Origin of the sequence: Methylophilus sp. TWE2 (assembly GCF_001183865.1) — a bacterium.
Classification (GTDB): Bacteria; Pseudomonadota; Gammaproteobacteria; order Burkholderiales; family Methylophilaceae; genus Methylophilus.
Window position 1 is genome coordinate 2,272,797 of the sequence record NZ_CP012020.1, and the last position, 25,116, is coordinate 2,297,912.

The 25,116-nt window shown below is 51.9% G+C and carries 27 protein-coding genes; 10 read left to right on the forward strand and 17 right to left on the reverse strand.

All coding sequences use genetic code 11. From position 1 onward, the window contains the following. The first annotated feature begins 99 nt into the window (after window positions 1-99). Window positions 100-1,410 carry a Y-family DNA polymerase gene (locus tag ACJ67_RS10705; RefSeq protein ID WP_231587154.1) on the forward strand — a complete coding sequence of 437 codons (1,311 nt, stop codon included), beginning with the start codon at window positions 100-102 and terminating at the stop codon, window positions 1,408-1,410. Between the two features lie 28 nt (window positions 1,411-1,438). Here ACJ67_RS10705 and ACJ67_RS10710 read toward each other — a convergent pair whose 3' ends face one another. Both ACJ67_RS10710 and ACJ67_RS10715 read right to left on the reverse strand, forming a co-directional pair. Next, the gene (locus ACJ67_RS10710) at window positions 1,439-2,077 is read right to left on the reverse strand and encodes a response regulator transcription factor (protein ID WP_018986338.1); all 639 of its coding nucleotides are present in this window, start codon (window positions 2,075-2,077) and stop codon (window positions 1,439-1,441) included. Continuing rightward, window positions 2,074-3,453, reverse strand: a complete 1,380-nt coding sequence (locus tag ACJ67_RS10715; protein ID WP_049639065.1) for an ATP-binding protein — start codon at window positions 3,451-3,453, stop codon at window positions 2,074-2,076. The genes ACJ67_RS10710 and ACJ67_RS10715 overlap by 4 nt, the downstream gene beginning before the upstream one ends. 419 nt (window positions 3,454-3,872) lie before the next feature. Between ACJ67_RS10715 and ACJ67_RS10720 the strand changes: the two genes are divergently transcribed. The 4 genes from ACJ67_RS10720 to ACJ67_RS10735 all read left to right on the forward strand — a co-directional run bounded on the left by ACJ67_RS10720 (window position 3,873) and on the right by ACJ67_RS10735 (window position 6,834). After that, on the forward strand, window positions 3,873-4,628 hold the full coding sequence (locus ACJ67_RS10720) for a hypothetical protein (RefSeq protein ID WP_053092896.1): 756 nt from the start codon (window positions 3,873-3,875) through the stop codon (window positions 4,626-4,628). Between the two features lie 73 nt (window positions 4,629-4,701). Beyond that, complete coding sequence (locus ACJ67_RS10725) at window positions 4,702-5,580, forward strand: HEPN domain-containing protein (RefSeq protein ID WP_049639066.1); 879 nt, start codon at window positions 4,702-4,704, stop codon at window positions 5,578-5,580. Between the two features lie 56 nt (window positions 5,581-5,636). Continuing rightward, window positions 5,637-6,185, forward strand: a complete 549-nt coding sequence (locus tag ACJ67_RS10730) for a transposase (RefSeq protein ID WP_082164009.1) — start codon at window positions 5,637-5,639, stop codon at window positions 6,183-6,185. 124 nt (window positions 6,186-6,309) lie between these two features. Beyond that, window positions 6,310-6,834, forward strand: coding sequence for a hypothetical protein (locus ACJ67_RS10735; protein WP_049639068.1), 525 nt, complete (start codon window positions 6,310-6,312; stop codon window positions 6,832-6,834). Window positions 6,835-7,116: 282 nt separating this feature from the next. Here the strand turns inward: ACJ67_RS10735 and ACJ67_RS10740 are convergent, their stop codons facing one another. From ACJ67_RS10740 to ACJ67_RS10810, 15 genes are all read right to left on the reverse strand, one after another. Next, the gene (locus tag ACJ67_RS10740; RefSeq protein WP_049639069.1) at window positions 7,117-8,079 is read right to left on the reverse strand and encodes a beta-propeller fold lactonase family protein; all 963 of its coding nucleotides are present in this window, start codon (window positions 8,077-8,079) and stop codon (window positions 7,117-7,119) included. Window positions 8,080-8,284: 205 nt separating this feature from the next. Next, window positions 8,285-9,235 (reverse strand): beta-propeller fold lactonase family protein, encoded by a 951-nt coding sequence (locus ACJ67_RS10745; RefSeq protein WP_156171675.1) that lies wholly within the window; start codon window positions 9,233-9,235, stop codon window positions 8,285-8,287. Window positions 9,236-9,388: 153 nt separating this feature from the next. Beyond that, window positions 9,389-9,781: a thioredoxin family protein gene (locus ACJ67_RS10750; RefSeq protein WP_156171676.1), complete on the reverse strand. Its 393-nt coding sequence runs from the start codon at window positions 9,779-9,781 to the stop codon at window positions 9,389-9,391. A 3-nt stretch (window positions 9,782-9,784) separates the two neighbouring features. Beyond that, window positions 9,785-10,150: a hypothetical protein gene (locus ACJ67_RS10755; RefSeq protein WP_049639070.1), complete on the reverse strand. Its 366-nt coding sequence runs from the start codon at window positions 10,148-10,150 to the stop codon at window positions 9,785-9,787. A 10-nt stretch (window positions 10,151-10,160) separates the two neighbouring features. Continuing rightward, on the reverse strand, window positions 10,161-10,757 hold the full coding sequence (locus tag ACJ67_RS10760) for an SRPBCC family protein (RefSeq protein WP_049639071.1): 597 nt from the start codon (window positions 10,755-10,757) through the stop codon (window positions 10,161-10,163). Window positions 10,758-10,788: 31 nt separating this feature from the next. Next, window positions 10,789-11,883: a vWA domain-containing protein gene (locus tag ACJ67_RS10765; protein ID WP_049639072.1), complete on the reverse strand. Its 1,095-nt coding sequence runs from the start codon at window positions 11,881-11,883 to the stop codon at window positions 10,789-10,791. Beyond that, entirely contained in the window at window positions 11,883-12,485 is a 603-nt protein-coding gene (locus ACJ67_RS10770; RefSeq protein ID WP_049639073.1) for a hypothetical protein, read from the reverse strand. The genes ACJ67_RS10765 and ACJ67_RS10770 overlap by 1 nt, the downstream gene beginning before the upstream one ends. Next, on the reverse strand, window positions 12,482-13,513 hold the full coding sequence (locus tag ACJ67_RS10775) for a VWA domain-containing protein (protein WP_049639074.1): 1,032 nt from the start codon (window positions 13,511-13,513) through the stop codon (window positions 12,482-12,484). Before ACJ67_RS10775 ends, ACJ67_RS10770 begins: the two co-directional genes overlap by 4 nt. Window positions 13,514-13,515: 2 nt before the next feature. Continuing rightward, the gene (locus ACJ67_RS10780) at window positions 13,516-14,442 is read right to left on the reverse strand and encodes a hypothetical protein (protein ID WP_049639075.1); all 927 of its coding nucleotides are present in this window, start codon (window positions 14,440-14,442) and stop codon (window positions 13,516-13,518) included. Further along, window positions 14,439-15,377, reverse strand: coding sequence for a DUF58 domain-containing protein (locus ACJ67_RS10785; protein ID WP_231587155.1), 939 nt, complete (start codon window positions 15,375-15,377; stop codon window positions 14,439-14,441). Before ACJ67_RS10785 ends, ACJ67_RS10780 begins: the two co-directional genes overlap by 4 nt. Before the next feature lie 29 nt (window positions 15,378-15,406). Further along, complete coding sequence (locus tag ACJ67_RS10790; RefSeq protein WP_049639076.1) at window positions 15,407-16,426, reverse strand: MoxR family ATPase; 1,020 nt, start codon at window positions 16,424-16,426, stop codon at window positions 15,407-15,409. Window positions 16,427-16,553: 127 nt separating this feature from the next. After that, entirely contained in the window at window positions 16,554-16,829 is a 276-nt protein-coding gene (locus tag ACJ67_RS10795; protein ID WP_018986322.1) for a methanol dehydrogenase [cytochrome c] subunit, read from the reverse strand. 82 nt (window positions 16,830-16,911) lie between these two features. After that, window positions 16,912-17,520 (reverse strand): cytochrome c(L), periplasmic, encoded by a 609-nt coding sequence (gene moxG, locus ACJ67_RS10800; RefSeq protein ID WP_197080605.1) that lies wholly within the window; start codon window positions 17,518-17,520, stop codon window positions 16,912-16,914. 37 nt (window positions 17,521-17,557) lie between these two features. After that, the gene (moxJ, locus tag ACJ67_RS10805; protein ID WP_049639077.1) at window positions 17,558-18,400 is read right to left on the reverse strand and encodes a methanol oxidation system protein MoxJ; all 843 of its coding nucleotides are present in this window, start codon (window positions 18,398-18,400) and stop codon (window positions 17,558-17,560) included. A 98-nt stretch (window positions 18,401-18,498) separates the two neighbouring features. Continuing rightward, a complete protein-coding gene (locus ACJ67_RS10810; protein WP_049639078.1) occupies window positions 18,499-20,295 on the reverse strand; it encodes a methanol/ethanol family PQQ-dependent dehydrogenase in 1,797 nt (598 codons plus the stop codon). Between the two features lie 277 nt (window positions 20,296-20,572). Between ACJ67_RS10810 and ACJ67_RS10815 the strand changes: the two genes are divergently transcribed. From ACJ67_RS10815 to ACJ67_RS10835, 5 genes are read left to right on the forward strand one after another with little or no spacing between them, the layout of a single operon-like run. Further along, the gene (locus tag ACJ67_RS10815) at window positions 20,573-21,964 is read left to right on the forward strand and encodes a histidine kinase (protein ID WP_231587156.1); all 1,392 of its coding nucleotides are present in this window, start codon (window positions 20,573-20,575) and stop codon (window positions 21,962-21,964) included. Next, the gene (locus ACJ67_RS10820) at window positions 21,951-22,304 is read left to right on the forward strand and encodes a hypothetical protein (RefSeq protein ID WP_049639079.1); all 354 of its coding nucleotides are present in this window, start codon (window positions 21,951-21,953) and stop codon (window positions 22,302-22,304) included. The genes ACJ67_RS10815 and ACJ67_RS10820 overlap by 14 nt, the downstream gene beginning before the upstream one ends. A 13-nt stretch (window positions 22,305-22,317) precedes the next feature. Next, window positions 22,318-22,950 carry a response regulator transcription factor gene (locus ACJ67_RS10825; RefSeq protein ID WP_018986316.1) on the forward strand — a complete coding sequence of 211 codons (633 nt, stop codon included), beginning with the start codon at window positions 22,318-22,320 and terminating at the stop codon, window positions 22,948-22,950. Between the two features lie 12 nt (window positions 22,951-22,962). Continuing rightward, window positions 22,963-23,709 carry an ABC transporter permease gene (locus tag ACJ67_RS10830; RefSeq protein ID WP_049639080.1) on the forward strand — a complete coding sequence of 249 codons (747 nt, stop codon included), beginning with the start codon at window positions 22,963-22,965 and terminating at the stop codon, window positions 23,707-23,709. After that, window positions 23,702-25,111 carry a DUF4350 domain-containing protein gene (locus ACJ67_RS10835; RefSeq protein WP_231587157.1) on the forward strand — a complete coding sequence of 470 codons (1,410 nt, stop codon included), beginning with the start codon at window positions 23,702-23,704 and terminating at the stop codon, window positions 25,109-25,111. Before ACJ67_RS10830 ends, ACJ67_RS10835 begins: the two co-directional genes overlap by 8 nt. The last annotated feature ends 5 nt before the right edge of the window (window positions 25,112-25,116 follow it).

The window sequence follows — 25,116 nt, forward strand, 5'->3', positions numbered from 1 at the left end:
TGGTTCGTGTGAATGTATTATCGGCTTGGTCAGTCAGAATCATGCTATTGCGGATCATGAACGGACTTTAGGGAATTTCATGAAATGGGCCTCATAAAAATGAATGAGACCCCATTGAGAGAGCAGACCCTCAGGGCCATCGCACTGGTAGATGTGAATAACTTCTACGTCAGTTGCGAGCGCGTGTTTAACCCAAAACTGCGCAATCGCCCCGTGGTGGTGTTAAGCAACAATGATGGCTGCATCATCTCCCGCAGTGCAGAAGCAAAAGCCCTGGGCATCCCCATGGGTGCACCCTGGTTCAAGGTCCGCAAGTTTGCCGAACAGGAAGGCGTCGTTGCGTACTCATCCAACTATCCGCTATATGCCGACATGAGTAACCGCGTCATGTCTGTTTTGCGGCAATTCAGCCCGGCGCAAGAAATTTATTCCATTGATGAATCATTTCTTGATTTCACCGCATTTGCGACGCGGGACCTGACGCTGTATGCCCAGCAACTCAGGCAAAAAGTACTCCAATCGACCGGCCTGCCGGTATGCGTGGGCATCGCCAGCAGCAAAACGCTGGCGAAACTGGCTAACCATCTTGCCAAACAAAATTCAGCACTTGAAAGTGTCTGCAATTTTAATCGCATGAGTTTGACCGCCATTGATGCCGCCTTACGTGACATTGATGTCAGCCATGTGTGGGGCATAGGCCGGCATTTAAGCGAACACATGCATGACGCAGGCATACACACCGCCTATGACCTCAAGCTAAGCAATGCTGTAGCCATGCGACAAAAGTTTAACGTGATCATGGAGAAAACGGTACGCGAACTGAATGGTAACGCTTGCCTGAAACTGGAACAGATACGAGGCCCCAAGCAGCAAATCTTGAGTACCCGCAGCTTTGGTCACCCTGTGCGAGACCTGCAAAGTCTGGAAGAAGCCGTCACGCTTTATACGACCCGTGCAGGGGAAAAACTGCGCCAACAAAAATTATATGCAGGCAGTATTTATGTCTATATCCGCACTAGCCCTTTCCGCGACCCCGGCCAACAATACGACAACAGCCTGCTGTTACCCCTGCATGTCGCCACCAATAACACCTTGCAGCTGGTGCAGGCAGCACTCGTTGCACTAAGAAAGATTTATCGTCCGGGATACGACTATGCTAAGGCGGGAGTATCACTGGGTGAACTGGTGACTGCCGGGGCACAGCAACAGGATATGTTCCATGCTGCCACTGGCCGGGAAAAATCGGAACGGTTGATGCATGTGCTGGACAGTATCAACCAGAAAATGGGCAGGGCCACGGTCAAACTAGCCAGCGAGGGATTGCAGGTCAGGCAAGACTGGCGCATGAAGCAGGAGCGTAAGAGTCCTGGCTATACGACGCGCTGGGAGGATTTATTAAAGGTAGATTAATTGCAGATGAGGAATAAATCGCGGCCGGTTATTCGGCATCAATCAAGCCGTGTTTCATCGCCAATCTCACCATTTCCACCGGGCTGTTCACGGATAACTTCTGCTTGATCAGCGTGTAATAATTAGCGACGGTTTTCTGGCTAATTTTAAGCATCTCGGCCACGTCTTCGACCCGCTTGCCTTCGGCCAACAGCCTGAATACTTCAAATTCGCGCGAGGTCAGCTGTTGTAATGGGTTACTTTCGCCAATCAATGTCTGCAAAGCCACTTTTTGCGCCACATCCTGGCTCAAGAAGGTACGGCCTTTGGCCACATCAAGTACCGCCTGTACCAGATCATCAGCCACACCCGTTTTGGTGACATAGCCTTTTACGCCGGTTTTAAGCGCCTGGGCAGCAAACGACACCGCTTCATGCATAGAGAAAATGACGATTTTTGCCTGGGGATAGCGCTGCAAAATACGTTTGGCGGCTTCCAGCCCGCCCATGCCAGGCATGGAAATATCCATCAGCACCACATCGGGCAGCACTTCACCATACACTTGATATGCCATCTCGCCGGTATCGGCTTCTGCCACAATCTCTATGGACTTATGGCTCTCCAGCAAACGGCGCAACCCTGACCTCACCACCGTGTGATCATCGACTAATACAACCTTGACTATCATGGCGCAGTATCCTGAAATTTTCCTGTATTTTGAAAGTGCACTTCTATGCGTGTCCCCTGACCAGGGGCGCTACTAATATTCATCGTTCCCATCAATCCTTCCACGCGCTCCTGCATGCCAGCCAAGCCATAACCCCGGCTTGGCACTGTGGGATCAAAACCACGGCCATCATCTTCAACCAGCAAGTACAAACCACCCGCCTTGTCGCTCACCTCTATGGTCACCCGCTCAGCCGCAGCGTGCTTACTGATATTGGTCAGGCACTCCTGCAAGATACGATAAACCGTCACTGCGACCGATTCCTCTGGCTGTGCCAGATGGTTGGAAATATTATTCACCACCAGAATATTACGATTTCTATCATGCCAATGGTGAATCAACTCGGCCAGGGCCAGGCTCAATCCCAATTCATCCAACACGCGTGGGCGCAGGCGCGCCAGCAAATCCTGTATGGTGAACATCATTTGCCGGGTGATTTGCGCAATCGCCTTAGCACTTTCCCGCGCCACAGTCAGCTTTTTGGCCGCCACCATGGCACTGGCGTCGATATGAACCGCCGTCAGGTACTGGCCGATTTCATCATGCAGGTCGCGCGCCAGCTTTTTGCGCTCTTCTTCCTGCAAGTGGATAATCTGCTGAGTGAGCCTGTGGTTATTGCGTATGCTTTGCTCCAGCGTGCTCGCCATCTTGTTAAACTTGTCGCTGATTTCACTTAACTCAACCTGCTCAAAACCAGGCAGCCGAGTCTGGTAATCGCCATGCTCAATCTGGTTTAAGCCATGGATAATCTGCTTGACCGGTTTAAACGTCGCCCGCACCGTCCAATACACAAACAACAGTACACTGAGGCCAAACAAGCCAACGATAGAGAGCAAGCCTGAAGTATCGTCCCAGATCTCGCGCAACTCGAAACTCGGATCAGGCGTAATGACTAACTCACCAATCAACCGCCCATTCAAGATGATATTTTTGCGTTTGGGCTCATTGAGCACGCTGGAAATATCAAGCAACCTGACAAACCAGATCGGTGGTTCTTCCCCCGCATGCTCCACACGCGTCGAGCGGTTAGACTCCCTTAAGCGACCATTCACATCAAAAAAATCCACCTTCAGATGCCGAATATTGGTCAACTCTTCCAGCCTGAAAACAGAGACTTTTCCTTCTTCGCTACGGCTGAGCCAACCAAAATCTGTCATGTAATGCGCAATCTGCGCATCCAGCAAATGCATCACCAGGTTGGTCGTCGAATCCACCTCTGCCAGCACATCTTCCCGCGCATTTTTAATCACGGAAATCGCCCAAGTCAGTAATAGCCCAAGCAGTAACAGGGTAATTATCAGATTGAGTTTGAATTGGAGGCTGAGAGATTTCATCATGCAATGGGGATTTTAAAGAGTATTCACCAAAAACATTCGGGAATTTTTCCCTACTCGTTCATACAGCAAGAAATTAGCAAGGCGCGGGGTCACATGGTCGATTGTAACGCCTCACACAAAACCTGCCAGCCTACCACAATGGCCTATTTGAACAATGACCTGCCGCTCAAGCAACGCTAGAAGGACTGGAACTGTTTTCGGCAGAACGGGCTTTTGATGTATTTGGGATTAAAAGGCATTGGTGACTTTTCAGCACAGACAAAAGTTGACGGAGTTAAGGTTGTATTTTAGGATGGTCTAAAATTTAATAACAGCTTGAAAATGTTAAATAAAACCCTTAAACCTTCAATCAAAAAAGCATCAATGAAAGAAAGTTTTGCGTCATTTAGGATGACTACTTTACGTTAGGCGGCACAGCCATGACCAATGGGACTCTTCCGCACTTCGAGATCGCTTTTTCAAGCGTTGGATGGTTCCTTCCGCCCTACGCTGCGATGGGATTCCTTAGTGCCATGGCAGCGGAAATTCTTCGCAAAGGGAATGGATTTGGTCAGAGCGATCTTGAACAGTGGCTAGCGCATTTGTACGGAGCAGATGGCCTAGCCGCGATGGTATGTAGTCGCTATCCAATTACTCCGGTAATCGCCGAGTACAAAGAAACGATTGCTGAATCAATTGAGGCTCATTTCCTTGGCCTTCATCATGTCGCAGTCGCGGGTCTGGTTCCTGTAATCGAAGGTGCCGGGCGAGAAATCTTGGCTAGTCGCGGCTTATCTTGCAAGGGCGTTCGCGGAGTGTTTTCTGAACTAGCAGCGGACTGTAAGCGCGAGTCGATAGAGAAGAATATTGGGGCAACGGGCGAGATCGTTTCCATGATGGATTCGTTTGCGTCTTTCACGAACAACGTGTTGTATGTGGACTCTGCCAAGTATCCGTTCATCGATGGAACGAATCGCCATGGCATTACACATGGCTCCTTCAAAGATAGTGACTACGGTAGCCCCATAAATTTCTACAAGACAATAGGGGCAGTAGATTTCTTGGCCTTTGTGTCTGCGTTTCGCGCCGCGATCTCCTGGTTTGCGCCCGAGGTGACTGAGGAGTCGGCGAAGTTGGCCAGCTACTACCGCGAGCTGCAAGGCATTCGATCGAAAGGTGATACAAGTGCCGCCTAACCCTGCGGTCAACACCGACCTTGCGCGAAAAGCCGCGCAAGGTCGGTTACCTTCACGTTAGGCCTCTTGAACTATGAGCACAATATTTGGTGAAGCACTACATGCTGGCCTGTCCGGCCTCGAGATTGCAGAGCATCAGTTAGAGCTTGGCGAGGGCATTGTTTTGCGGAAAACATTTGCTCATATGTTCGCGCCATTCATGCTTGCATTTTCCCCTGCTGAAATCGGCAAGCCTCATCCTGGCCCATGGAAGGCAGCACGTGGTGGCTTTGGATTCGATGTGACCACTGAATTGTATATCCCTGCTGATATTGAAACTCGCTTCGGATCCAAGATTGGCGTTGCAAAAACTATACTTTTTCTGCTGCGACTGGGCGTCAACCCAGCAACCACGCTACCGGTCTTCGCCAATGCCTCCTTCTCTTCGCTGGCAAGCAGGTTAGACAATGACGTTTTGCTCCAACCCTACGAAGTCGAGTCACGCCACTTCCCGCTTGGCGTTGTCGGCGGTGTGGCTACAGAGGCAGCGGCTACTTGGGTAAAAGAACGATGGCAACTCGCCTATAAGCTCATCGAACATCATGCTGACTTTGCGCTTGCCGTTGATGCACTCGACAGCGGCCAGTTTGTGCGGCACTCTGCCCTAACATTGGTCTCACTTTGGGCAGCACTTGAAGCGCTGTTTTCGCCTTCAACTTCGGAACTCAAGTTCCGCGTATCTGCGTTGATCGCCGCCTACCTTGAAGCGCCGGGCGCCAGTCGCATTGCCAAGCAAAAGGCCATCTCCAAGCTATACGACAAGCGCTCGGCCGCCGCTCACGGAAAGCCGACACATGAACCACAGCATCTGCTGGAATCCTTCAATCTTCTGCGCGAAGTCATCACAAAGATGCTTGACGATGGGTATGTACCCACAAAGGATCAGCTTGAAAAACTATTATTTGGGGCTTAGCCTGGTAGGGTGGGCAACTCGTTGCCCACGCGGTAAAACTCACGCACAATTCCACCATGTCACGTTATCGTCGCGCTAATACTGCTGGAACTACTTACTTTTTCACAGTTGTGACTTACCGCAGGCAAAGATTTCTTTGTGATGATGATGTACGTGATGCGTTAAAACATGCCATTCAAAAAGTTCGTACTGACTATCCTTTTACAATCGACGCATGGGTGTTATTGCCTGACCATACTCATTCCATATGGACGCTACCACCCAATGATGTAAACTTTGCGCTTCGTTGGCAACTTATCAAACGTCATGTGAGCCGTGCTTGCGGTTCGCGTTTAAACCATGCTGAATGGATGTCAGCATCCAAAACCAAACATCGTGAATCGACCATTTGGCAACGCCGTTATTGGGAGCATCAAATTCGCGATGATAACGATTATGCAAAGCATATGGATTATTTGCATTTCAACCCGCTTAAACATGGCTTAGTGAACAATGTGAAAGATTGGCCTTATTCAACATTTCACCGATATGTTAAAGCGGGTGTTTATGATGAGCATTGGGGTGTTGGGCTAGAATTTATGGAAGGAGCGTTTGGTGACGCATAACGATTTTACGCGTGGGCAACGAGTTGCCCACCCTACAGACTGGCAAGCTCGCGCCTATTACGCGGGCGTTAGGCCCCGCATGCTTTCCATGTGTAGTCAGCAAATTTGAGGAGAGGATCAGCAGATGAAAGTTGCCATGTCATTAATTGCGCTCATGCTGCCAATTTCGGCTTTCAGTGGATGGGTTGACAGCTCCGGAAAGCCTATCCCCGAAACGCCTTCGATGCGCTCAGCGGGAGACTTTGGCGCTCAGCTTATTCTCACTAGCAGCGACCAAGAATTCCGCAAGGTATGGAATGCAACCACCGGCACTCCCAAACTCCAGACAACCAACCATATCAAGCTTGGCCAGTCCATCGCAGGAGTCATTGTATTCAGCGGTTGCGCGCCAGGTCCAGCAAATACATGCAATGTCACAGCTGATTTCTCCGTACAAAATCCAGATGGCACGACAACTCTCGCAGGCAACGGACCAGTATGGTTAAAGGCTGCTCCAAAGCGTCGAATCATCGTGCTCGGAGATGCAAGCATAACCTTAGGTTTTGGCAAAGACGATTCACCTGGAACTTATAAATTGATAGCGAACGTCACAGACAAGGTCACACAACAAACGCTAATGCTTGCTCTCCCCTTCAGTGTCTCGAAGTAAAAGCCTCAACCCATTCATGACCAGCCCAAGCCACTCGCCGAGACATGAACACAAAGCAGTCATGAGTATCTTAGCTACTGCCACCTGACTAACTAAAAGTTAGCCTGTTAGATACCGTGATAAAGGACAAGCTTTTTGATACATTTCTTTATCGAAAGCCTGGTAGATTTTGTGGAGGGAGGAGCGTTTGGTGACGCATAACGAGCATTGACGCGTGGGCAACTAGTTGCCCACCCTACAGAATGTTAATGGGCACTGAGAAGCAACAATCACCTATCAAGGTTAATGAATCACCACCCCCCAAGGCAGATTCCCCACCGCAATATCCTTCAGCTTGGCATTGGTTTGAGTATCAATCACCGAGACATTATTACTACGTCCATTGGCGACATAGAGCTTTTTGCCATCCGGCGTCAGTGCCATATTCCAAGGGCGTTGGCCGACGGGGATAGTGGCGATGACTTCGCGGGTGGCGGTATCGATCACGCTGAGGTTGTGATCGCCGCCATTGCTGACATAAATACGGCTGCCATCGGCGTTGACCTTGACGCCATTGGAGCGCAGGCCGACCTTGATATTGGCTTGCACTTTCCAGTCGGCGGTGGAGACAATCTCTAGCAGGTTAGCAGCTTCGTTGGCGACATAGGCCCATTTGCCATCGGGGCTAAAACCAACGCCGCGCGGGTGTTTGGTGGATGCGATCAGGTGTTCTGATTTGAGCGTATTGAGGTTAATCACATCGACATTATTGCTCTCTTCATTGCTGGCGAGCAGCCATTGCTGGTCGGGTGAAAATACGCAATGCTCGGGGTTTTTGCCCTGGGTTTTAATGGTGTGTTTGAGCTTGTTGGTTTGCAGGTCTACCAGCGAGACCGCGTTTTCTTCTTCCAGGCAGGCGGCCAGCAACTTGCCATCGGGTGAAATATCGATGCCTTCTGGTTCATCGCCAACTTTGATCAGGGCAGTTTGTTTGCCGAGCTGGGTGTCTACCACCGAGACGGCGTTTTTATCGCGCACAACGACGTAGAGTTTTTGGTTGCTGGGGTGGATGGCGGCGGCTTGTACTTTTTTGCCGAACTTGCCTTTTTTAGGCAGCGTATTGATGACTTCGTCAGTGCTGGTATCAATCACTGAAACCGTGCCATCTTTTTCGTTGGGCACATACGCAAGGGGTTGGGAAAAAACGTTTGAACAGAAGCTGGCCAGCGCGCCAGCAAGCAATAGATGTGACAGGTGTTTTTGCATACAGCATCCTTAAAAAAAATCGGCCAGTTGCTGCAACAACTGGCCCGAACATGGAGATATACTTTATGCAAAATCAATTAAATATAATATTTAAATGATGATTGCATCATAAGTGTTCAGGCGTACTGCCAATAGCGGCATGCTTCCCGATTTATCCGGGAAAAATTCCCTTTATTTGCACAACGAGCATACTCAACCAACATCCTCACTCGGTATGCCCGACAAACTGGCCAAATGCACGCGGTTGCGAGCCCACCTTGATAGCAGGTTTCAAGATCAGGCGCTCGCCATCAATTACTGCCAATACGTTATCCATCCAGCTCGCTACCAGTATCTGCTGATGCACCGCATCATAAGCAATGCCTTCTGGGCTGCCTGGCACCCGAACCCTGGCGATGGCTTTGCTGCTGGCGAGGTCAATCACACTGACGCTGTCTTCGCCGGTATTGGTCACATACAAGCGCTTGCCAAGCGCATCCGTCGTCGCACAATAGGGATGGTCTCCCACCGGCAGCGTGGTCTCCACCTTGTCAGTGCGCGTATCCACCAGGCTGACCGAATTTGAATACACATTCACTACAAATAGCCAGCGGCCATCCGGGCTTACACTCAACCCGAACGGATGCTGTCCGACCTTGATGCGCTGCCGCTCCTGATTAGACGCGGTATCAATCACGCTGACATCATTGCTATCGCGATTGGCCACATACAAAATGGTTCCATCCTGGCTTAGCTGCAAACCGCCCGGCGCCTGCCCTACCTGCACTTGCGCAATCACCTGTCCGTCTTGTGCGGCTATCACCATCAGGGTGTCGTGATACCAGTCAGCCACATACAAGCGATCACCCTCTTTGTTCACAGCCAAGCCCACGGGCGCAATTGGTAAAGCAAACGTCTGCGTCACTTGCTGGCGCTGCATATCTATGACCGATAGCGAGCGCCCTTCTACATTGCTCACATACACTTTTTGATGGCGCTGATCGACTGCCACACCCACTGGTGCTTTGCCTACCTGAATACGTTTCACCACTTGCTTCCGTTGCAGATCAACCACCGAAACCGTGTGATCGCCCTGGTTGGTGACATAGGCATAATCTGCCGCCTGAGCACCAAGCGCCAGGCCAAAAGCAAACAAACTCCATAATGTTTTCATCATTTGAATACGATGGTCACGGCTGGTGCTCTCATTGCAACCATGGGACACACTATAAGGATTTCTCTGAAAAGCGGATTGAGACGCTCTCCCGCAAGCAGTTAGGAATTTTTCACGCTACTGGCGGGATTCCGCGTCTTGATGAGATTGCACGCTTCAGGCAGCGGCAGAAGGATGCTCGAAATGAGCGTTAATGGCCGTCATATCCATGGCCTGCCACATCTGGATATGGTGTTGCAATTCATCTGCGTGCATGGCCCCTGTGACCATATCAATGACTACCCGGTCACGCACCACCATCAATGCAGGCACTTGTTTCACCTGAAAGTTGGCTATCAAGTCCGTGGCAACATCAATATCCACAGTGACAAAGCGGATGTCCGGATACTGTTCCGCAGCCGCGGCAAACACAGGATAAAACACCTGACATGGTTCACACCATGTCGCGGTGAATAGCAAGACCACAAAGTTTTCGGTGGCTACTTGCTGGTTGAACTGCTGCTGGCTTTCAATGGCGACCGGCAGTCTAGTGAGAGTGATGTCCTGCATGAACTACTCCTTGCGATAGGGAGCCCCTGCCAGCGGCAGGCGCTTAATGGTACTTAATGTCCAGTGCTGGGGACCAGCAATACTCTGCGAGCAACCGAGCTCTTTCTCCGGGGTTTCGGCAGTGAGCAGATGCTTGGTGTGATCCGCGGTTTGCACCTGCATGAACCAGCGATCCACCCACACTTCGACGGGCTCCTCCTGCATAGCCATGGCGGATTCGGTCAGTTGCAATGACACCATTTTTCCGCCATGTGCCAGGCAAAGTGAGTCATCTGTTTCTATCAACCTGACCAGCGCTGGTTCTGCCTCGACTGCAAAACAGGATTGCGCGGCCACAAGTAAAAGCAACAGTAAAAAACGCACTCGCATTGCGAAGCCCTTAGGCGCAGACTGACATGCCTATACTTTTAAAGATCGGGCGCATGGCCACGCAAACTTTCTGACGCCAATCCGTCCTACTAGCTGCGGCGGCATTACGGCCGTCTTTCAGCCCTTGCAGGCCTTCTTTAACGAAGGCATCCACGGCATTTTTAGCAGATTCATCGTCCTGGCCTGCAGGTGGCTCATTGCCGGTAAACGCGCGGTAGTAACGTGCGGTCCATACCACCTTGGCATTGCTGCCATCTGCACTCACCTTGATTTTGCCATTGAGCGAGCTGACTGGCAGTGCTTCCAGGTCAATATCCCCGGACAAGCGGTAAGCCACCGTCATATCCGCAGCCGAGACTTCATCAATCTCCTGCAGCAACTGCTTGCCGTTTTTGAGGGTGAGCTTTTGCTGCTTGTCCCCCACCGTCTCACAGGCCGTCACTTGCGGGTGCCATTGTGCCAGGCCACAGGGTGCGCTGATACGCTTCCAGACAGCCTCTGCCGACGCACCCACCTGGATGGATTCATCCGTTTTCTGCGGCGTAGGGCCATGCGCCCACACATTCGCACTCAACAATAATCCAGCCAGTAATAAAGACCACTTCATGTTTACTCCTTCTCGATAAAATCTATGGGGATCATCTGCCAGACCGCTTCAGCAACGGTAGCCTGTACCCGATGCCGCGCCAGATGCGCCGCAGAACACCTATCCAGGTGCTACCGGCAAAGGTCAAGGCCAGGTAGACCAGCCAGGCGGCCGCCGCTGGCCAGGCCAGCCAGGGTCTGAGGTCGGTATCGGCCCAGCGCCAGGCGGTCATGCCTAACCCTGTCGCCCAGCCACTGCCTTGGGCGGCATCATCCAGGCGGACAAAATGCAAGCCGGTGGTCTCGGCCAGACGCTGCAAGTTCTGGGCGTCCAGCGCAGACAAATGTGCGTTTTCCAGTAATGTATTGCCTGGACCGTGCCCGGCATTACGGTCGTGCTGGCCTTGCTCCATGGCCAATACGGATAAGGTTTCTGCCATGCCAAAATTACCGAAGCGCTGCACTTCTTCCTGCTCCCAATAACCGGAAACCGCATTTTTTTCGTCCAGTTTGGGAATCTTGCTTGGTGTCGGTTTGCCCATACCCACCAGAAAACCCTGTACATCTCCTGGCTTGCCAGCATAAGTAGGCATATATCTGGGATTGGCTGGCGGCGCTTGTTGTCCATCGGTAAAAAACATCAGCCGCATCTGCTTACCTAATTGCGGCGCTTGCTCAAGCGCGTTATACAAACCATGGGCGATAAAGGAGTCTGCCGCCCAAGCCATCCGCCAATCCATACTGGCCACGGTCTGGTCCAAGGCCGCAAAATGACTGCAGACTTCGACCGGTTTGACGACATTCACTACGTTACGCTCGGTGAACATGCCCAAAGCCACGTGCGAGCCGCAAGGCAAGGCGGACAAGGTTTTGCGTATGCTTTGCTTGGCTACTTGCAAGCGACTGACACTTTTGCCACCCATCTGGTAATCGGGCACATTCATGCTTTGCGTAATGTCGACCACGAAATACCAGTCATAAACGCGGTTGGGCAGCATGAGATGCGGCTTGAACAAAGCCAGCGTCAACAAGAGCAACATCAAGACCAGGCTGAGTTTGCGCCAGAATGGGTAACCTCGATGGCCTGTGCTGAAACCAGCCAGCCAGGATCGCCTTTGATCTTTCAAGGCAGAAACACTGACTCCCATCAAGGCATGCCTCTTGGATTACCAGGCATGGCAGGCCAGCCACTTGGCTCTTGCTCGGCCTTGATTTGCTCATCTTCATACTGTTGCGGCCCGGACATGCCATGGGTGGTCGGCGACAGGCGCAATGCCAGATGATAGTTATATTTCGCTTCTGACCAGTCAGGATCTATACGCAAGGCTTTTTGATAGCTTTCCTTGGCCAGGGCAACCAGCGGCCCGGCTTCATCCCAGGCGGGCAGGCCACGCTGTTCGAGCAGGCGGGTGGCGGTGCGCATGTAAATATTGCCGGAATTGAAATAGGCCTGCTTGCGTAGCGGATCGGCCTCGCTCACTTTACTGATCAAGGCGGCAAATTGCGCCAGGGCCTGCTCAGGCTTGAGCTGGTTGTCATAAAACACAGCATTGGCGAACAGTGCCTGTGGGGTCTGGTTGGCGCCCAGAAGGGTGTTTTGAATCAATACATGCGGCACCAGGCTATGGCGATACACCTGTGCCTGATAGATTTCAACCAGTTGCCTGGCCAACATCACCAAAGAAACCAGCATGAGCACGCCTGCCCATAGCACGCCGCGCCGCATCACGCTTGCAAACTTTTCATTCATGCCTGCCACCGCTTCAACTCCAGTCCAAACATACACATCAGTAATACCGCTGCCAGCCAGGCCAACCAGTACGCATACTGGCTTAAATCCTGCCTGGACACTGGTTCAAGATACCTGGTCGGTTTATTTTTCAAGGTGGCAATATCGCGCACTGCCGCCATCACCGCTTCCGGATTTTCAGCTTCATAAACCCGGTAAGGCACATTCAGCGTTTGAAAATACTCATGCAGGGCATATTCTGGATAAGCATCGATATTTTCACCTTCTGCCAGGCTTTGCTTGAGGCTGACACCGCTTTCAGAACGCAGATAAATCCAGTAGAGCGAGGCTTGCTGGCGCATGAACATGGCACGCAACATATCCTGGGTTTTACCATCCAAATGTGCCCCGCCATCCGACACCAGCACCATGGCCCGGGCACCCGTCACCGGCTGGTCAGCAAAATAATCAAGCGCCATGCCCAAGCCACGCGCCACCGCAGTGAAACCCATTCCGCCGGCCTCGGTAGCATCCAGTGCTGCCTGTACAAAACCACGGTCATTGCCCAGGGGCGCAGCCAGAATAGGCGAGGTACTGAAGGTCACCATGCCCATCAGGTCATCATGGCCTTGTGCCACCAGGGTTTTAAGTACCTGTCGTGCCACTTCCATTTTTGGGACGCGGTCAGCGGCATCGCCTCTTTTCACAAAGGGCTCATTCATGCTGGCACTACGGTCAAGCACGATCATCACATGTGCACCGCGACCGACTTTCTCAACGTATTGCGACTTCAGGTAGGGGCCGGCCAAGGCAACACTCAACGCCACGATCAGCGCGCTAATGGCTATTTTCCAGGTGCGATCCAGCCACACTGACAAGGGATCCGCGGGCAAGCCCTGCAAGGCGGGATGCGCAAAATTCATTTGCCCATGCAATATCCATGGCAAGACTGCCAGTGGTAATAAGAGCAACGGCCAGAGATTCGCCAGCCCCCAATCATCACCAAAACCGGCAGCCATGAGTACTGCCTGAGCGCCTTCATGCCACATGCTCAGGAAATCTCCACCTGACTCAAGGTTTTAGCCAGCTGTTTCAGTTTACCCAGCGAACAGGCGGCTGGTTTACCGGCAAAAAAAGTGTGCTGCAAGTCTTGGTAGAAATCTTGCAAAGCCTCGCTGTAGGGCTGGATAGCCTGGTGAGTCGCCAATAGTTTGGGCAAGTTTTCTGCCGTGACCACGTAGCCCGCAAACTGGTCCACGGCACGGCTGAGTAATTGCATCGCCTGCATGGGAGCATGCGCCTGTTGCTCTTTGAGCGCACGCATCGCCCGCCAGGCCTGCCTGAACGGCATGCGTTTTTCTTGCGGCAACTGGATCACACCAAAGTACCAGAGCATGTAAACCAGGCCCAGACCAAATGCACCTGCCCAGCCAGCGAGCTGCCAAAGCTGGCGTGACAGCGGCCAGGCAGGCAGTGGCACATCGGGATACAATTTGACATGTTCTGCATCAATACGCGCTGGCAACAGGCTGGAAACAATGACTTTATCTGCAGGCACATCCACCGTCAGGCGTTGCTGACCACGCTTGAATTCAAGATGCAGTTTTTTCAGCGGCATGGTTTTCACCGTATCGCCCGCAACAAATATCTGCCAGTCGATATCAAGCAGAATCAGTCGTTCCTGCTTGGTATCCTTGATCTCCCAGTGAGCCTCGCGTAACTCGATCGCCTCATTCTGCGCAGGTGCTGGCAGACTGGAGGCGTCCAGTTCAAATCCTGGTGGCACATGCAAGGTAATATGCTGTGTTGCAATACTGCCCAGCGTGTAATCCACTTCACGCGTCGCGCTCTCGGCTCGCACCTGCATCTGATCGCTGTTTGCCGCAAAAGTCTCATTGAGACCAGTCAGGCAGAACAACAAGCTACCCAGCATCAGCAGACCTGCTTTAATTTTCATGTTGTATGAGTCCGCGCTCATGCCATGGTCTCCATTAAATGTCGGCTGACATCTTCCGCACGCCAGCCAGGACTCAGCCACAATGGGGCACGTGTGCCTGCTTTTAATAGCTTTGCATTCAGTGCCTGTTTCTGCTGTTGGGCATTGGCGACGATCTGCTGATGCAAGCGACGCCTGAGCATCCAGCTGCGCTCTTCACCTGTCTCCATGTCACGTAACCTTGCCCAGCCAAAGGCGGGCAAGCCTTCCGTGGCGGAGCGGTCACGCAGAACCACCGGAATCACATCGTGACCCTGACCTGCTTGTAGTGTTTTTTGTAACAAGTCATCGGACCAGTAAAAATCTGACAGCAGGAAGACCAGCGCACGTTGTGGCCCTATCGCTTCCATTGCTTCAGGCATTGCCGTTGCGCCGCTGCCTTTCCCCTCCCTGGCAACTGTTTCTTGCCAGTATCTGGTCATTTGCTGTGCAACCATGTGTGCGGTGCCGGGTTGAAAAGTAGGCATGACCTGCCAGGCCGGGATAGAGGTGTCCGCTGCCGCACGCATGCCAAATGCATCGCCCTGCCTCGTCGCTGACCAGGCAAGCGAAGAGACAAACTCAGTCACCTGCTGCCGCATGTTCGATTCACCCTCAAAAAACATGGAGCTTGAGAGATCAACAATGGCAAAGACACGGATCGCCGCACGTTCAAGATAGGTCCTCACCAGCCATTGACGGGGGACGGTACGCACACTCGCCCTGATATCGATACGCTTTGGATCAGGACATGCCAGCAAAGAAGAGAACCCGGCAAAATCACTGCCATTCCCATGATGGGCAGTCAGAGTCGCCCCGGCGTGATAGGACTTGGAACGCCACTGAATCGAGTAAAAAAACAGTGACGGCTCAAACGCGCTGTGTACGCGGGAAACGGGGCCGGACATGGCACTAGGCGCAGACGAATTGGCCATCATTGGGATCAACCTTTTGCCTGATCATTACCTTAAGGTGCGGACACGTTGTCGAGCACCGCTTGCAACAGCAGTGGTGCGAGGCGCTCATGCTGCAAGGCATACGCGCCATTGAAGAACACACGATGCGTCACCACAAATGGCCATACGGCGCGAATATCATCTGGCGTTAAATAATCGCGACCTTCCAGCCAGGCACGTGTCCGTGCGCTGCGCATCAGCATCGCCATGCCGCGCGGGCTGGCACCACCCGCCAGCAACCGTGACATATCGACATCCGGCAGCTGAATGCCTGCCGCCTGCGGGTCTTTCAACACCCGCCACAAATCGACCGCGTAGTTCTGCAATGGCATTTCAGCGCGGACGGTAGATTGAACGGCCTCAGCCACCGCATTGAGTTGATCGTAAGGGGTCAATCCTGACGGCTGCTGGCTGACCAGCGCATCAACATCATAAAAACGGGTGTCAAACATCAGCGCACGCTGCAGATCTTTATCATCCGGCGCCTTGACGGATATTTCCATCAGGAAACGGTCGCGGGCCGCAGCTGGGATTTCAAACGTTTCTTCACGCTCCAGACGATTTCGATCGGCGAACACGGTCAGGTGCGGAAAATGGTATTCACGGTTAAAGGCGTTGACCGAGCGCTCGGCCATCAAGCGCAGAAACAAGGCATGCGCCTGTGGGCGGGCACGGTTGATCTCGTTGAAAAAGAAGACGGATAACGCCTCATCATGTTGTAATAACGGCCCTGGCTTGACTGCGGCCTGGCCGCGCTCGTCAATATAGGCATGATAGAGAAAGTCACTGGGCATCAGGTCGATGGCGCCTTCAATCCGCTGATAACCACCGCCCAGCAAATGTGCCGCAGCGCGCAGCAAGGTGGTCTTACCGACACCCACATCGCCTTCCAGCAACACATGGCCGCGCGAAAAAATGGCAATGGTCAGCGCACGAATTTGCTCTGGCATGCCAACGACGACAGTGTTTAATGCTTGTTCAAACGCCAGCGCGCGTTCGCGCCAGGCTGGCAACTCAATGTTGTTTTCCATACATAATCCATGATTCGGGATGAAACAGGCCACTATCGACTGCATGCAGTCGACACCGGTATGTCACATACTGGGGATGAAGCCGACACCGGAAACGATGTCAGCTTCCTTGGGGGGATTTTTTTGATTACTTCACGTCAAACACGAAATTGCCGCTGGATTTTGCGTTGGCAATGCGTTTTGCATTACGCTCATCCATGGCTTTGATGGCTTGCTCTTGTTTGTTGAGCTCTACCGGATCATGTTTCGGGTCATATTTTGAACCCGCAATTTTTTCCGGATAGCCTGGTTTGGCTTCCCAGCAGTTGCCGGCTTCTTTACAAGTTTGACCGTCGTATGCCAGGGCCTGATTTGACACTGCAAACACACCGGCGACTGCCAGTAATGTCAATACGTGTTTCATCACTTTCTCCTTAATCACAAATTAGCTGGTGTCTTGTTTTAATTACCGGAATGCCCACCAGCGAGACGATCCGGCAATCCTGTTAACCGTGCGGGGCTGCGCCACCGTTTTTCTGGTTTTCTTCTGCTTGATGACGAATCCAGGCAATAATCTGAATAATTTCGTCGACTTGCAGGCGGCCTTGTTGTGGCCCCATCATGCCGGCTGCGCCACCATAAATCGTTTCAAAAATGCCTTTGTCCGTTTCATTTTTGGGATAGGTCCAATATTCATCCGCCAGGGCCGGGCCTAACTTGCCTTCCGCCAAATGCCCGTGGCATCCAGAACAGGCCGTTGAAAACAGCGTATAGCCTTTTTTGATGGCCTCTTCATTGTTGCGATATGGATTTTCGCCTGTTGCAAGAAAGTGCTTGGCTTCGGGGGTGAAGGTTTCATCCTCCATCGGCGAGACATCCAGCACATCGCCGGACAGCGTGCCACGGAACTCCAGTGCGGGACCATCTTTTAAAGCGAGCTGCACAGGCGCACTCTTAGCGCTCTCTTTGGCATTTGCAGACGCATCCTCTTTCGCACAGGCCACCGTTAAAAAAGCAGCCATCACCAGGCCTGATACGCCAAAAGCCACCGCCAGCTGCTGTTTTGCACGACGTGATTGCGGATGTTGACCCTGCAATTGTTGAGATTCTTTCAATTCAAACTCCAAAACTTGATTAACAAAATAGGGTGACTTAATGCAGGCTTAACAGAGGAATACCTTCATCCTTGAGGATGGCAGTGATCTCTGCGCCATGCGCATCAATGACACGATTCAAAGCATCCACCAGCTCGGGGCGCTGCTTGTTGACGCCCATGACGACGTTGTAGTGCATGGGGATTTTTTCACCGTTGGTTTTTTTGGCGGTATCTTCGACGATCACCATATTCAACGGCACTTCGGAGGCACGCACATAACGTGCAGCTTCTGGCGCCCACAACATCGCCATATGCAAATGCATATTGGCCACATCATTCACCAACCGGGAAGGCTCGACGTGAATGTAACGGTTGCGGGTGGACTGAAAATTCTGGATTTCAGTAAAGTAGTCAAACATATCGTCAAAACGATTAATTTGCAGCAACATGTTTTTGCCAGGACTATCCGGCATCACCCCAATACGGAAATTCTTCTCTTTAAGGTAGGGATGATCCCAGGAGGTCACATCAATTTCGCGGTCTTTGCGCGTAATAAACACATAGGCTGACCGGTAATAAGGCTTGGTAGTCAGCACACGCGGGTCATTCGGGTCAGTGCCTATCAACACATCACACTTACCTGCTTCCATGTCTTTTTGCAGGGTGAGTGGATTGGTCCACCAAAAGTAGTTGACTGGCATATTTAACGCTTTGCCAATCACGCTTGCAATCTTGTTTTCAAAGCCTTCTTGCTTGTCATTTGAAAAAGGTAACTCGGCCTTGCCAGCACAGATATTGAGTGCATTTGCAGCCATGGCAGGCAATGCCAAAAGGCTGAATGCCAGCGTGAGGCAGGTACTTACCCAGCCAGCACGGACTTTTTTTACATCAGGAAACATATTTGCTCTCTTCACTCTAGGGCTGAGAACAGGGCGACCGGCCCGCCTTGCGACTGACGGCCACCCTGCACACTACATCAACAGGTTCAGGACTTGAATTACAGGCTGAACACCATCAGGCCACCGCCCATTTGTGTGTGGTTTTGCAGTTCTTTGAACGCACCAACCGCACCCAAACCAGCACTTGGGTCTGTCAGGTCAAACACCAGACCAACACCTGGCCAGCCACCAACACCGTACATGCTGCCGATATACTGTTTACCCTTGAAGGAGTAAGTCATTGGAGAACCGATACCACCGGATGGCATCTTGAAGTTCCACAGCTCTTTACCGTCTTTGTTATCCAAGGCTTTCAGGTAACCGTCCAGCGTTGCGTACCAAACCAGGCCGCCTTTGGTGTACAAAGTACCGCCCCAAGCTGCAAATTTCTCCCACTTGGTCCATTTAGCTTTACCAGTGGTCAAGTCAAATGCGCGGATCTGACCCATTTCTTTCTTGGTTGGGCCGTTAGGGCCAGGGTACATCGCCAAGGTCGCACCAACGAAGAACTGACCGGCACGGTATGGCAGCATGAACGGCTCCCAGTCCATACAAATGTGGTTCAGGCCTGCGTACAAGGTACGGCTTTCAGGATCGTAAGAATCAACACCCTGGTTGTGGAAGCCCATCGCAGATGGACAAATATTGGTACCTTTGTGGTCCATACGGGTTGCGAACTCTGGATCACGTACTGGCGTACCTGATTTCAGATCAACCTTTTTGAACACGTTCACAGCCGGGTCCACTTTTTCAGCAACGATCAGGTTGCCGTTTTCACGGTTCAGTGTGTACAAGATACCGTTACGGTCAATGTGGCTCAGCAGCGGCGTCATTTTGCCGTTGACTGGTTGATCAGTCAGCACCATCTGGTTCACACCAGCAAAGTCCCACTCATCATGTGGCGTCTTTTGGTAGCCCCATTTCGCCATACCCGTGTCCAGGTCACGACCCCAGATAGTCATGGTCCACTTGTTGTCGCCAGGACGCATGGTTTCGTTCCATGGTGCAGGGTTGCCTGAACCGTAGTAGAACAGGTTCAATTTAGGATCGTAAGCATACCAACCCCAGTTTGTACCGCCACCGATTTTCCAGGCATCGCCTTCCCAGGTTTTCAGGCCCAGACCGAATTGACCGTAGTGTGGATTGTCTTTGTTGAAGTCTTTAGCCAGGCGGATAGACTCGTCAGAACCGGTTGCAAATGCACGCCATTTCAGCTCACCTGTTTTCAGGTCAAACGCGTTTACCGCACCGCGCACACCCAGCTCAGCACCCGAGCAACCCATCAACACAGTGTCTTTGGCGACGAATGGCGCCTGTGTCAGTGTTTGACCAACTTTAGGATCACAAACTTCGACTTCCCAATTGATCTTACCGGTTTTAGCATCCAAAGCCAGCAAATGGCCGTTTGCCTGTTTTTTAACAATTTGACCAGCACCATAAGCCAGACCACGGTCTACCACGTCACAGCACATCACAGCCTTGGTGGAAGCGTCTTGCTTGGGTTTGTGTTGCCAAACAATTTTGCCTGGATCGTTCAGGTTCAGGGCATATGTATTGTTTGGAAAAGCGGAGTGAATGTACATCATATCGCCGATGACCAATGGTGCACCTTCGTGACCATTCAAGACACCAGTGGAAAATGACCACGCAGCTTTCACGTTTTTAACATTGGATTTGTTGATTTGCGCCAATGGGCTGCTGTGCTGGCTGTAATAGCCACCAGTTGCGATTGGCCAGGCACCAGGCGTGTTCACCGCCTTGTCCAGGTCTGCATCTGCCATGGCCAGGCCGGAAAAGCTTGCAAACAAGCCCCCAACCAAAGCGCCAACAACGGCACGGGATGATTTCAGTTTCATACTTTCTCCTAATCTCTTAAGAATGCGTTTTTTAAGTGTTGTGGCAGACACCCCCCCGAATGCCGCACTTCACGAACCGAATTGTTAATAATTTGTAACAAAGGCAATAGATGAAAGATTCCCTATGATGGATTCAAGAATTCATTCCTACAGACTGGTCAATAAAGGGAATTTTTCACGGGGCAATGGCAATCAATGTGGTCTATAGTGCGCATGTCTGTACATGACCCTCATATTCGCGTGCAGAAGCAATTTGGAAGTATTTGGTCACCTCATCATGCATTCTTATAACCGGTCTATCCCTGTGATTACTGACATTCATAAGCTGGGCAAATTAAGCCGCTCCAGTCGCGACACGCTCATCGTGATCGCAGGCGTGGCACTGACTTTTGTCTTGTCATCACAATTTGACTTGGCCGAACGCGTCACTGCCTGGCTGCTGACCTATGAATATGCCCAGCTGGATGAAATCCCGCTCACCCTGTTTGTGTTTGTGTTGCTGAGTGTGTGGTTCAGCCAGCGACGCATGCGCGAGATCCATGCAGAAATTCAGCGCCGCAAACAAACTGAAATGCAGTTACGCAACAGCCAGCAACTCTATATCACGCTGTTTGATGGCGACCTGACCGGCAATGTGGTGCTGGATGTTGAAGGCAATATTGGCATGCACAATCGTGCTTTTGACCGTATCTGCCGTCCCCTTAGCACCCACCGCAACGCCAGCCGTCTGTTTTCTTTTCATTGGCCGGAGTTTGTGCTGCAGTTGCAGCACCACAAGGAAATCAACTTCAATAAACTGCAGATCCGTCGGCCGGATGGATTGCCTTGCTATGTCGGTGCGCGCTTTATTTACGTCCCGGCTGAGGATATTCATGATGACGCCCAGATTCATGGTTACCTGGTCGATATGACCGAGCAATGCCTGGTAGAGCAAGATCTTGAGCGCACTCTGAAAGAAAACCGGGTATTGGCGCGCCATGCCATGCAGGTGCAGGAACAAGAGCGCAAATATATTGCCAGCGAGATTCACGATGAAACCGGGCAATACCTGACCGCCATCCGCATGGATGCCCTGGCCTTGCAGAAAAGCTCACCGGAACAGGCCAATGTGATTGCCGTCCGCATTGCCTCCAACACGCAACATGTGCAGCAGTCCATCCGCAGGCTGATCAAACATTTGCGGCCACCCGCGCTGGATTCGCTTGGCCTGATTGGCGCCGTAGAACGACTGGTCAACGACTGGAAAAAGCTGAATACGCGGATTGAGTGTCACCTTGCGCTGGATATAGGCGAACAGGCACTCAATGAAGACATCAATATCGTGGCGTTCCGCGTCGTACAGGAAGCACTCACCAACATCTCACGTCACGCGCAAGCCAGTGAAGTCTGGATAGACATCAAGGTGATGATGCGCCAGGACAAGCCCACGCTGCAAATTGAAATCCGTGACAACGGCAAAGGCATGGATACGACACAAGCCACAGAAGGCGTTGGCCTGGTTGGCATGCGGGAACGTATCGAGTCGCTGCAAGGCAGTTTCAAGCTCATGAGTGGCTTGCAGGCGGGCACCATGATTACCGGACTGATTCCTTTACCGGGGCTGCAGCATGCCCTGCCCCCGGAAACTTCCACTTCAAACTCAGGAGTAAACGATTATGCAACACCGTAACTGGCTGGCCCTGCTTGCTTTCCTTTTGCCACTATCCCTTTCCGCCAAAGATTTGCTGACGGAAGAACGTCCTTTTCTGGATGCCTACAGCGGTAAATCTCGCCAATATGTAGAGGAAAATCTGGGAAAACCGGTTAAAAAGGAAACGGCTATCAAGCCACACAATGCCGACCAGATCCTGCGCGAAAAAGGCCAGGCGATTGCCGGTGAAAGTGACAGCGTTGAAATGTGGTATTACCGCGGCAAAATCCAATACGCGCCAAACAAATTTTTTAATACGGCTGAGCTCACCTTTGCCAATGACAAATGTGTGAATATCACCTTTGCCAATAAGAAATAGGACGTAGAAACACATGGCAAAAGTAATGATTGCAGATGATCATGCCATGCTCAGGCAAGGGTTGCGCACATTGCTTGAGCAGGCCAATCATGAAGTGACCAGTGACGCGCTCAGTGGCGAAGAAGCCTGCGCACTGGTAGAGAAAAACCATCCAGACCTGCTCATCCTGGATTTGGATATGCCGGGGATAGGCGGACTGGAAACACTCAAACGCATTCTGCACCGCAAGCCACAGATGCGCGTGCTGATTTTCAGCATGCATGATGACTGTATTTACGCCACGCGTGCCATCCAGACCGGGGCAAGGGGCTATGTGACCAAAACCGAGCCGCCAGAAGTGGTCTTGGAAGCCGTGCAGAAAATACTCAAGGGCGGGCGTTACATCAATAATGAACTAGCGCAAAGCCTGTCGATGTACCATCTGGAAAGCCAGGAAAACCCGATACAGAAACTTTCTCCAAGAGAGTTCGAGGTATTCCGCCGGATTGCCCATGGCGAAGCCCTGGCGGCCATCGCCAAGGCCATGCATATCGGCTACAAGACCGTTGCTAATATCCAGACCAGTGTGCGGCAGAAACTCGGCGTGGAAACCACCGGCCAACTGGTACATATTGCGGTCCGTTTTGGCATTATCAAAGGGCTTTAGGCAGGCAGCATCATGATTCTGGTCATTGCCCGCAAAGAACTGCGCAGCCTGTTTGCCACGCCAATGGGCTGGCTGGTGCTGGCTGTTTTCCAGGCCATTGTCGGCACCTATTACAGCCTGAGTTTCAACCAGTACTTTGAAATCATGCACAGTGCACACTGGCAGGTTCAGCGCATAGGCATCACACAATTTATGGCCGAAGGTGTGTTTGGCGTGGCAGCCGTGCTGATGCTGTTTGTGGTCCCGCTGGTGAGTATGAAGTTGATTAGTGAAGAGCGCAAGAACCAGACCATGGCCTTGTTGATGAGTGCCCCACTGAGCATGAGTGAGCTGATTTTGGGTAAGTTACTGGGGATTGTCAGCTACTTGAGCCTGCTAATCGTCAGTATGGTGGTGATGATTGCCCTACTGTTACCCTGGGCAGAAATCGATCTGCCCTACCTGATCACGCATGCTTTTGGCCTGTGGTTGCTGATGGTCGCTAGCAGTGCGCTTGGTCTCTACGTTTCCTGCCTGACCGCCAACCCGATACTGGCGGCCTTTTGCAGCCTCACTGCCCTGTCTTTCTGGCTGTTATTGGATAAATTTTTCAGTGATCACTCCCAGGCCTTATTTCATGATTTTTCCCTGATGCAACATTACCGCCAGTTTGCCTTGGGTATACTCAATAGCTACGACGTCTTGTTTTTTGTACTGTTTGCGCTGTTCTTTGTTTTACTTGCAATCCGCCGCTTACATGCGGACCGACTTTATGGCTGACTTAGAACCCCCATACTTCCAATCAAAAAAACACTGGCGGGCCGTCTTGGCAGGCTGGTGGCAACACCACTTAGCAATCCCGGCATTACTGCTGATAACCATTCTCATAGGGGTGTTCTCCTGGCAATTCAATCTCATGGCTGACACCACACATAATCACCGCAACACCCTGTCTGCGGCCAGCAATCAGGTGTTGCAGCAATTACCCAGCCGCATAGAGGTGACAGCCTTTTGCAGCAACAGCCCTTACAAGGGGCGCTACTTCAGAAAATCTATCACTGCACTGATACACCGCTACCAGTACCTGCATCCCGCAATAGATCTCCAGTTTATAGACCCATCGAATGCCCCGGCACTGGCACGCCAGCAGCAAATACAAAAAGAGGGTGAAATGATCGTCCGTTACCGCGGCCAGGAAAAGCGCATGTACTTGCCTTACACAGAAGAAGCATTCACCAATCTGCTACTGCAACTGCAACACGGTGAACGTGCGCCGGTCCTGTTTGCCAGCGGTCATGGTGAATCTGAACTGGACGATACCTCAGCGCAAGGTGCCAGCCAATTGGCGACGGCGCTGAATAATGCAGGCTTGCAAGTCAGACAGAGTCAAGCTTTTGAGCTTAGCCTAGGTAACAAGCTACCCACATTAGTCCTGGCCGGGGCCATGCAACCCTATACGGCAACGCAAGTGCAAGCCATCCAGACACATATCACACAGGGTGGGAACCTGGTCTGGCTGACGGATTCAGCGTCAACACAAGGCTTGCAAACCATCGCAGACACCCTGGGCCTGCAGATCAGCCAGGGCACCGTGATAGACCCGACGAATCGCCAGTTTGATATTCCTCTGCATGCGCTCAGTACGCAGCGTTACGCCAGCCAAGGGCCAACCCAGGACTTTTCCTTACGAACATTTTTTGACCATGCACATGCCATCCATCGTCCGCGGCAGTATGGCGACCCTTGGCGTGTAATTCCTCTGGTGGCAGGGGCTGAACATGGATGGGTGAGTCATGCTTACCGTAGCGAGCAGGCTGGGACAATACCCGCTTTCAATGCGGAAACCGATATCCGTGGGCCAGCCACCATTGCGCTAGCGATGGAGAAAAAGCGGGCTTCCGGTGAATTACAAAGAGTTCTGGTGTTGGGCAGTCGTCAGTTCTTTACCAATGCGCAACTGCAGCGCGGAGGAAACCTGGCGCTCACCATGCAAAGCTTGCAATGGGTGGTCAACAACCAGCCCAGCATCAGCCTACCGGTCACGCCATTACGTGATAGCGTGATAGCTCTGCCTCAGCAACAACTCTGGCTGATCCTGCTGTTTAACAGCTTCCAGTTTGGCTTGCCTGTGCTGTTACTGTTTGCTGGCTGGCTTAGCTGGCGCAGAAAGCATCGCCACTAAGCCTG

Bases quoted from the DNA above. Each gene is read 5' to 3' on its own strand.
- ACJ67_RS10705 (WP_231587154.1), top strand. From the start codon at position 100: ATGAATGAGACCCCATTGAGAGAGCAGACCCTCAGGGCCATCGCACTG.
- ACJ67_RS10710 (WP_018986338.1), bottom strand. From the start codon at position 2,077: ATGATAGTCAAGGTTGTATTAGTCGATGATCACACGGTGGTGAGGTCA.
- ACJ67_RS10715 (WP_049639065.1), bottom strand. From the start codon at position 3,453: ATGATGAAATCTCTCAGCCTCCAATTCAAACTCAATCTGATAATTACC.
- ACJ67_RS10720 (WP_053092896.1), top strand. From the start codon at position 3,873: ATGACCAATGGGACTCTTCCGCACTTCGAGATCGCTTTTTCAAGCGTT.
- ACJ67_RS10725 (WP_049639066.1), top strand. From the start codon at position 4,702: ATGAGCACAATATTTGGTGAAGCACTACATGCTGGCCTGTCCGGCCTC.
- ACJ67_RS10730 (WP_082164009.1), top strand. From the start codon at position 5,637: ATGTCACGTTATCGTCGCGCTAATACTGCTGGAACTACTTACTTTTTC.
- ACJ67_RS10735 (WP_049639068.1), top strand. From the start codon at position 6,310: ATGAAAGTTGCCATGTCATTAATTGCGCTCATGCTGCCAATTTCGGCT.
- ACJ67_RS10740 (WP_049639069.1), bottom strand. From the start codon at position 8,079: ATGCAAAAACACCTGTCACATCTATTGCTTGCTGGCGCGCTGGCCAGC.
- ACJ67_RS10745 (WP_156171675.1), bottom strand. From the start codon at position 9,235: ATGATGAAAACATTATGGAGTTTGTTTGCTTTTGGCCTGGCGCTTGGT.
- ACJ67_RS10750 (WP_156171676.1), bottom strand. From the start codon at position 9,781: ATGCAGGACATCACTCTCACTAGACTGCCGGTCGCCATTGAAAGCCAG.
- ACJ67_RS10755 (WP_049639070.1), bottom strand. From the start codon at position 10,150: ATGCGAGTGCGTTTTTTACTGTTGCTTTTACTTGTGGCCGCGCAATCC.
- ACJ67_RS10760 (WP_049639071.1), bottom strand. From the start codon at position 10,757: ATGAAGTGGTCTTTATTACTGGCTGGATTATTGTTGAGTGCGAATGTG.
- ACJ67_RS10765 (WP_049639072.1), bottom strand. From the start codon at position 11,883: ATGGGAGTCAGTGTTTCTGCCTTGAAAGATCAAAGGCGATCCTGGCTG.
- ACJ67_RS10770 (WP_049639073.1), bottom strand. From the start codon at position 12,485: ATGAATGAAAAGTTTGCAAGCGTGATGCGGCGCGGCGTGCTATGGGCA.
- ACJ67_RS10775 (WP_049639074.1), bottom strand. From the start codon at position 13,513: ATGTGGCATGAAGGCGCTCAGGCAGTACTCATGGCTGCCGGTTTTGGT.
- ACJ67_RS10780 (WP_049639075.1), bottom strand. From the start codon at position 14,442: ATGAGCGCGGACTCATACAACATGAAAATTAAAGCAGGTCTGCTGATG.
- ACJ67_RS10785 (WP_231587155.1), bottom strand. From the start codon at position 15,377: ATGATGGCCAATTCGTCTGCGCCTAGTGCCATGTCCGGCCCCGTTTCC.
- ACJ67_RS10790 (WP_049639076.1), bottom strand. From the start codon at position 16,426: ATGGAAAACAACATTGAGTTGCCAGCCTGGCGCGAACGCGCGCTGGCG.
- ACJ67_RS10795 (WP_018986322.1), bottom strand. From the start codon at position 16,829: ATGAAACACGTATTGACATTACTGGCAGTCGCCGGTGTGTTTGCAGTG.
- moxJ (WP_049639077.1), bottom strand. From the start codon at position 18,400: ATGTTTCCTGATGTAAAAAAAGTCCGTGCTGGCTGGGTAAGTACCTGC.
- ACJ67_RS10810 (WP_049639078.1), bottom strand. From the start codon at position 20,295: ATGAAACTGAAATCATCCCGTGCCGTTGTTGGCGCTTTGGTTGGGGGC.
- ACJ67_RS10815 (WP_231587156.1), top strand. From the start codon at position 20,573: ATGCATTCTTATAACCGGTCTATCCCTGTGATTACTGACATTCATAAG.
- ACJ67_RS10820 (WP_049639079.1), top strand. From the start codon at position 21,951: ATGCAACACCGTAACTGGCTGGCCCTGCTTGCTTTCCTTTTGCCACTA.
- ACJ67_RS10825 (WP_018986316.1), top strand. From the start codon at position 22,318: ATGGCAAAAGTAATGATTGCAGATGATCATGCCATGCTCAGGCAAGGG.
- ACJ67_RS10830 (WP_049639080.1), top strand. From the start codon at position 22,963: ATGATTCTGGTCATTGCCCGCAAAGAACTGCGCAGCCTGTTTGCCACG.
- ACJ67_RS10835 (WP_231587157.1), top strand. From the start codon at position 23,702: ATGGCTGACTTAGAACCCCCATACTTCCAATCAAAAAAACACTGGCGG.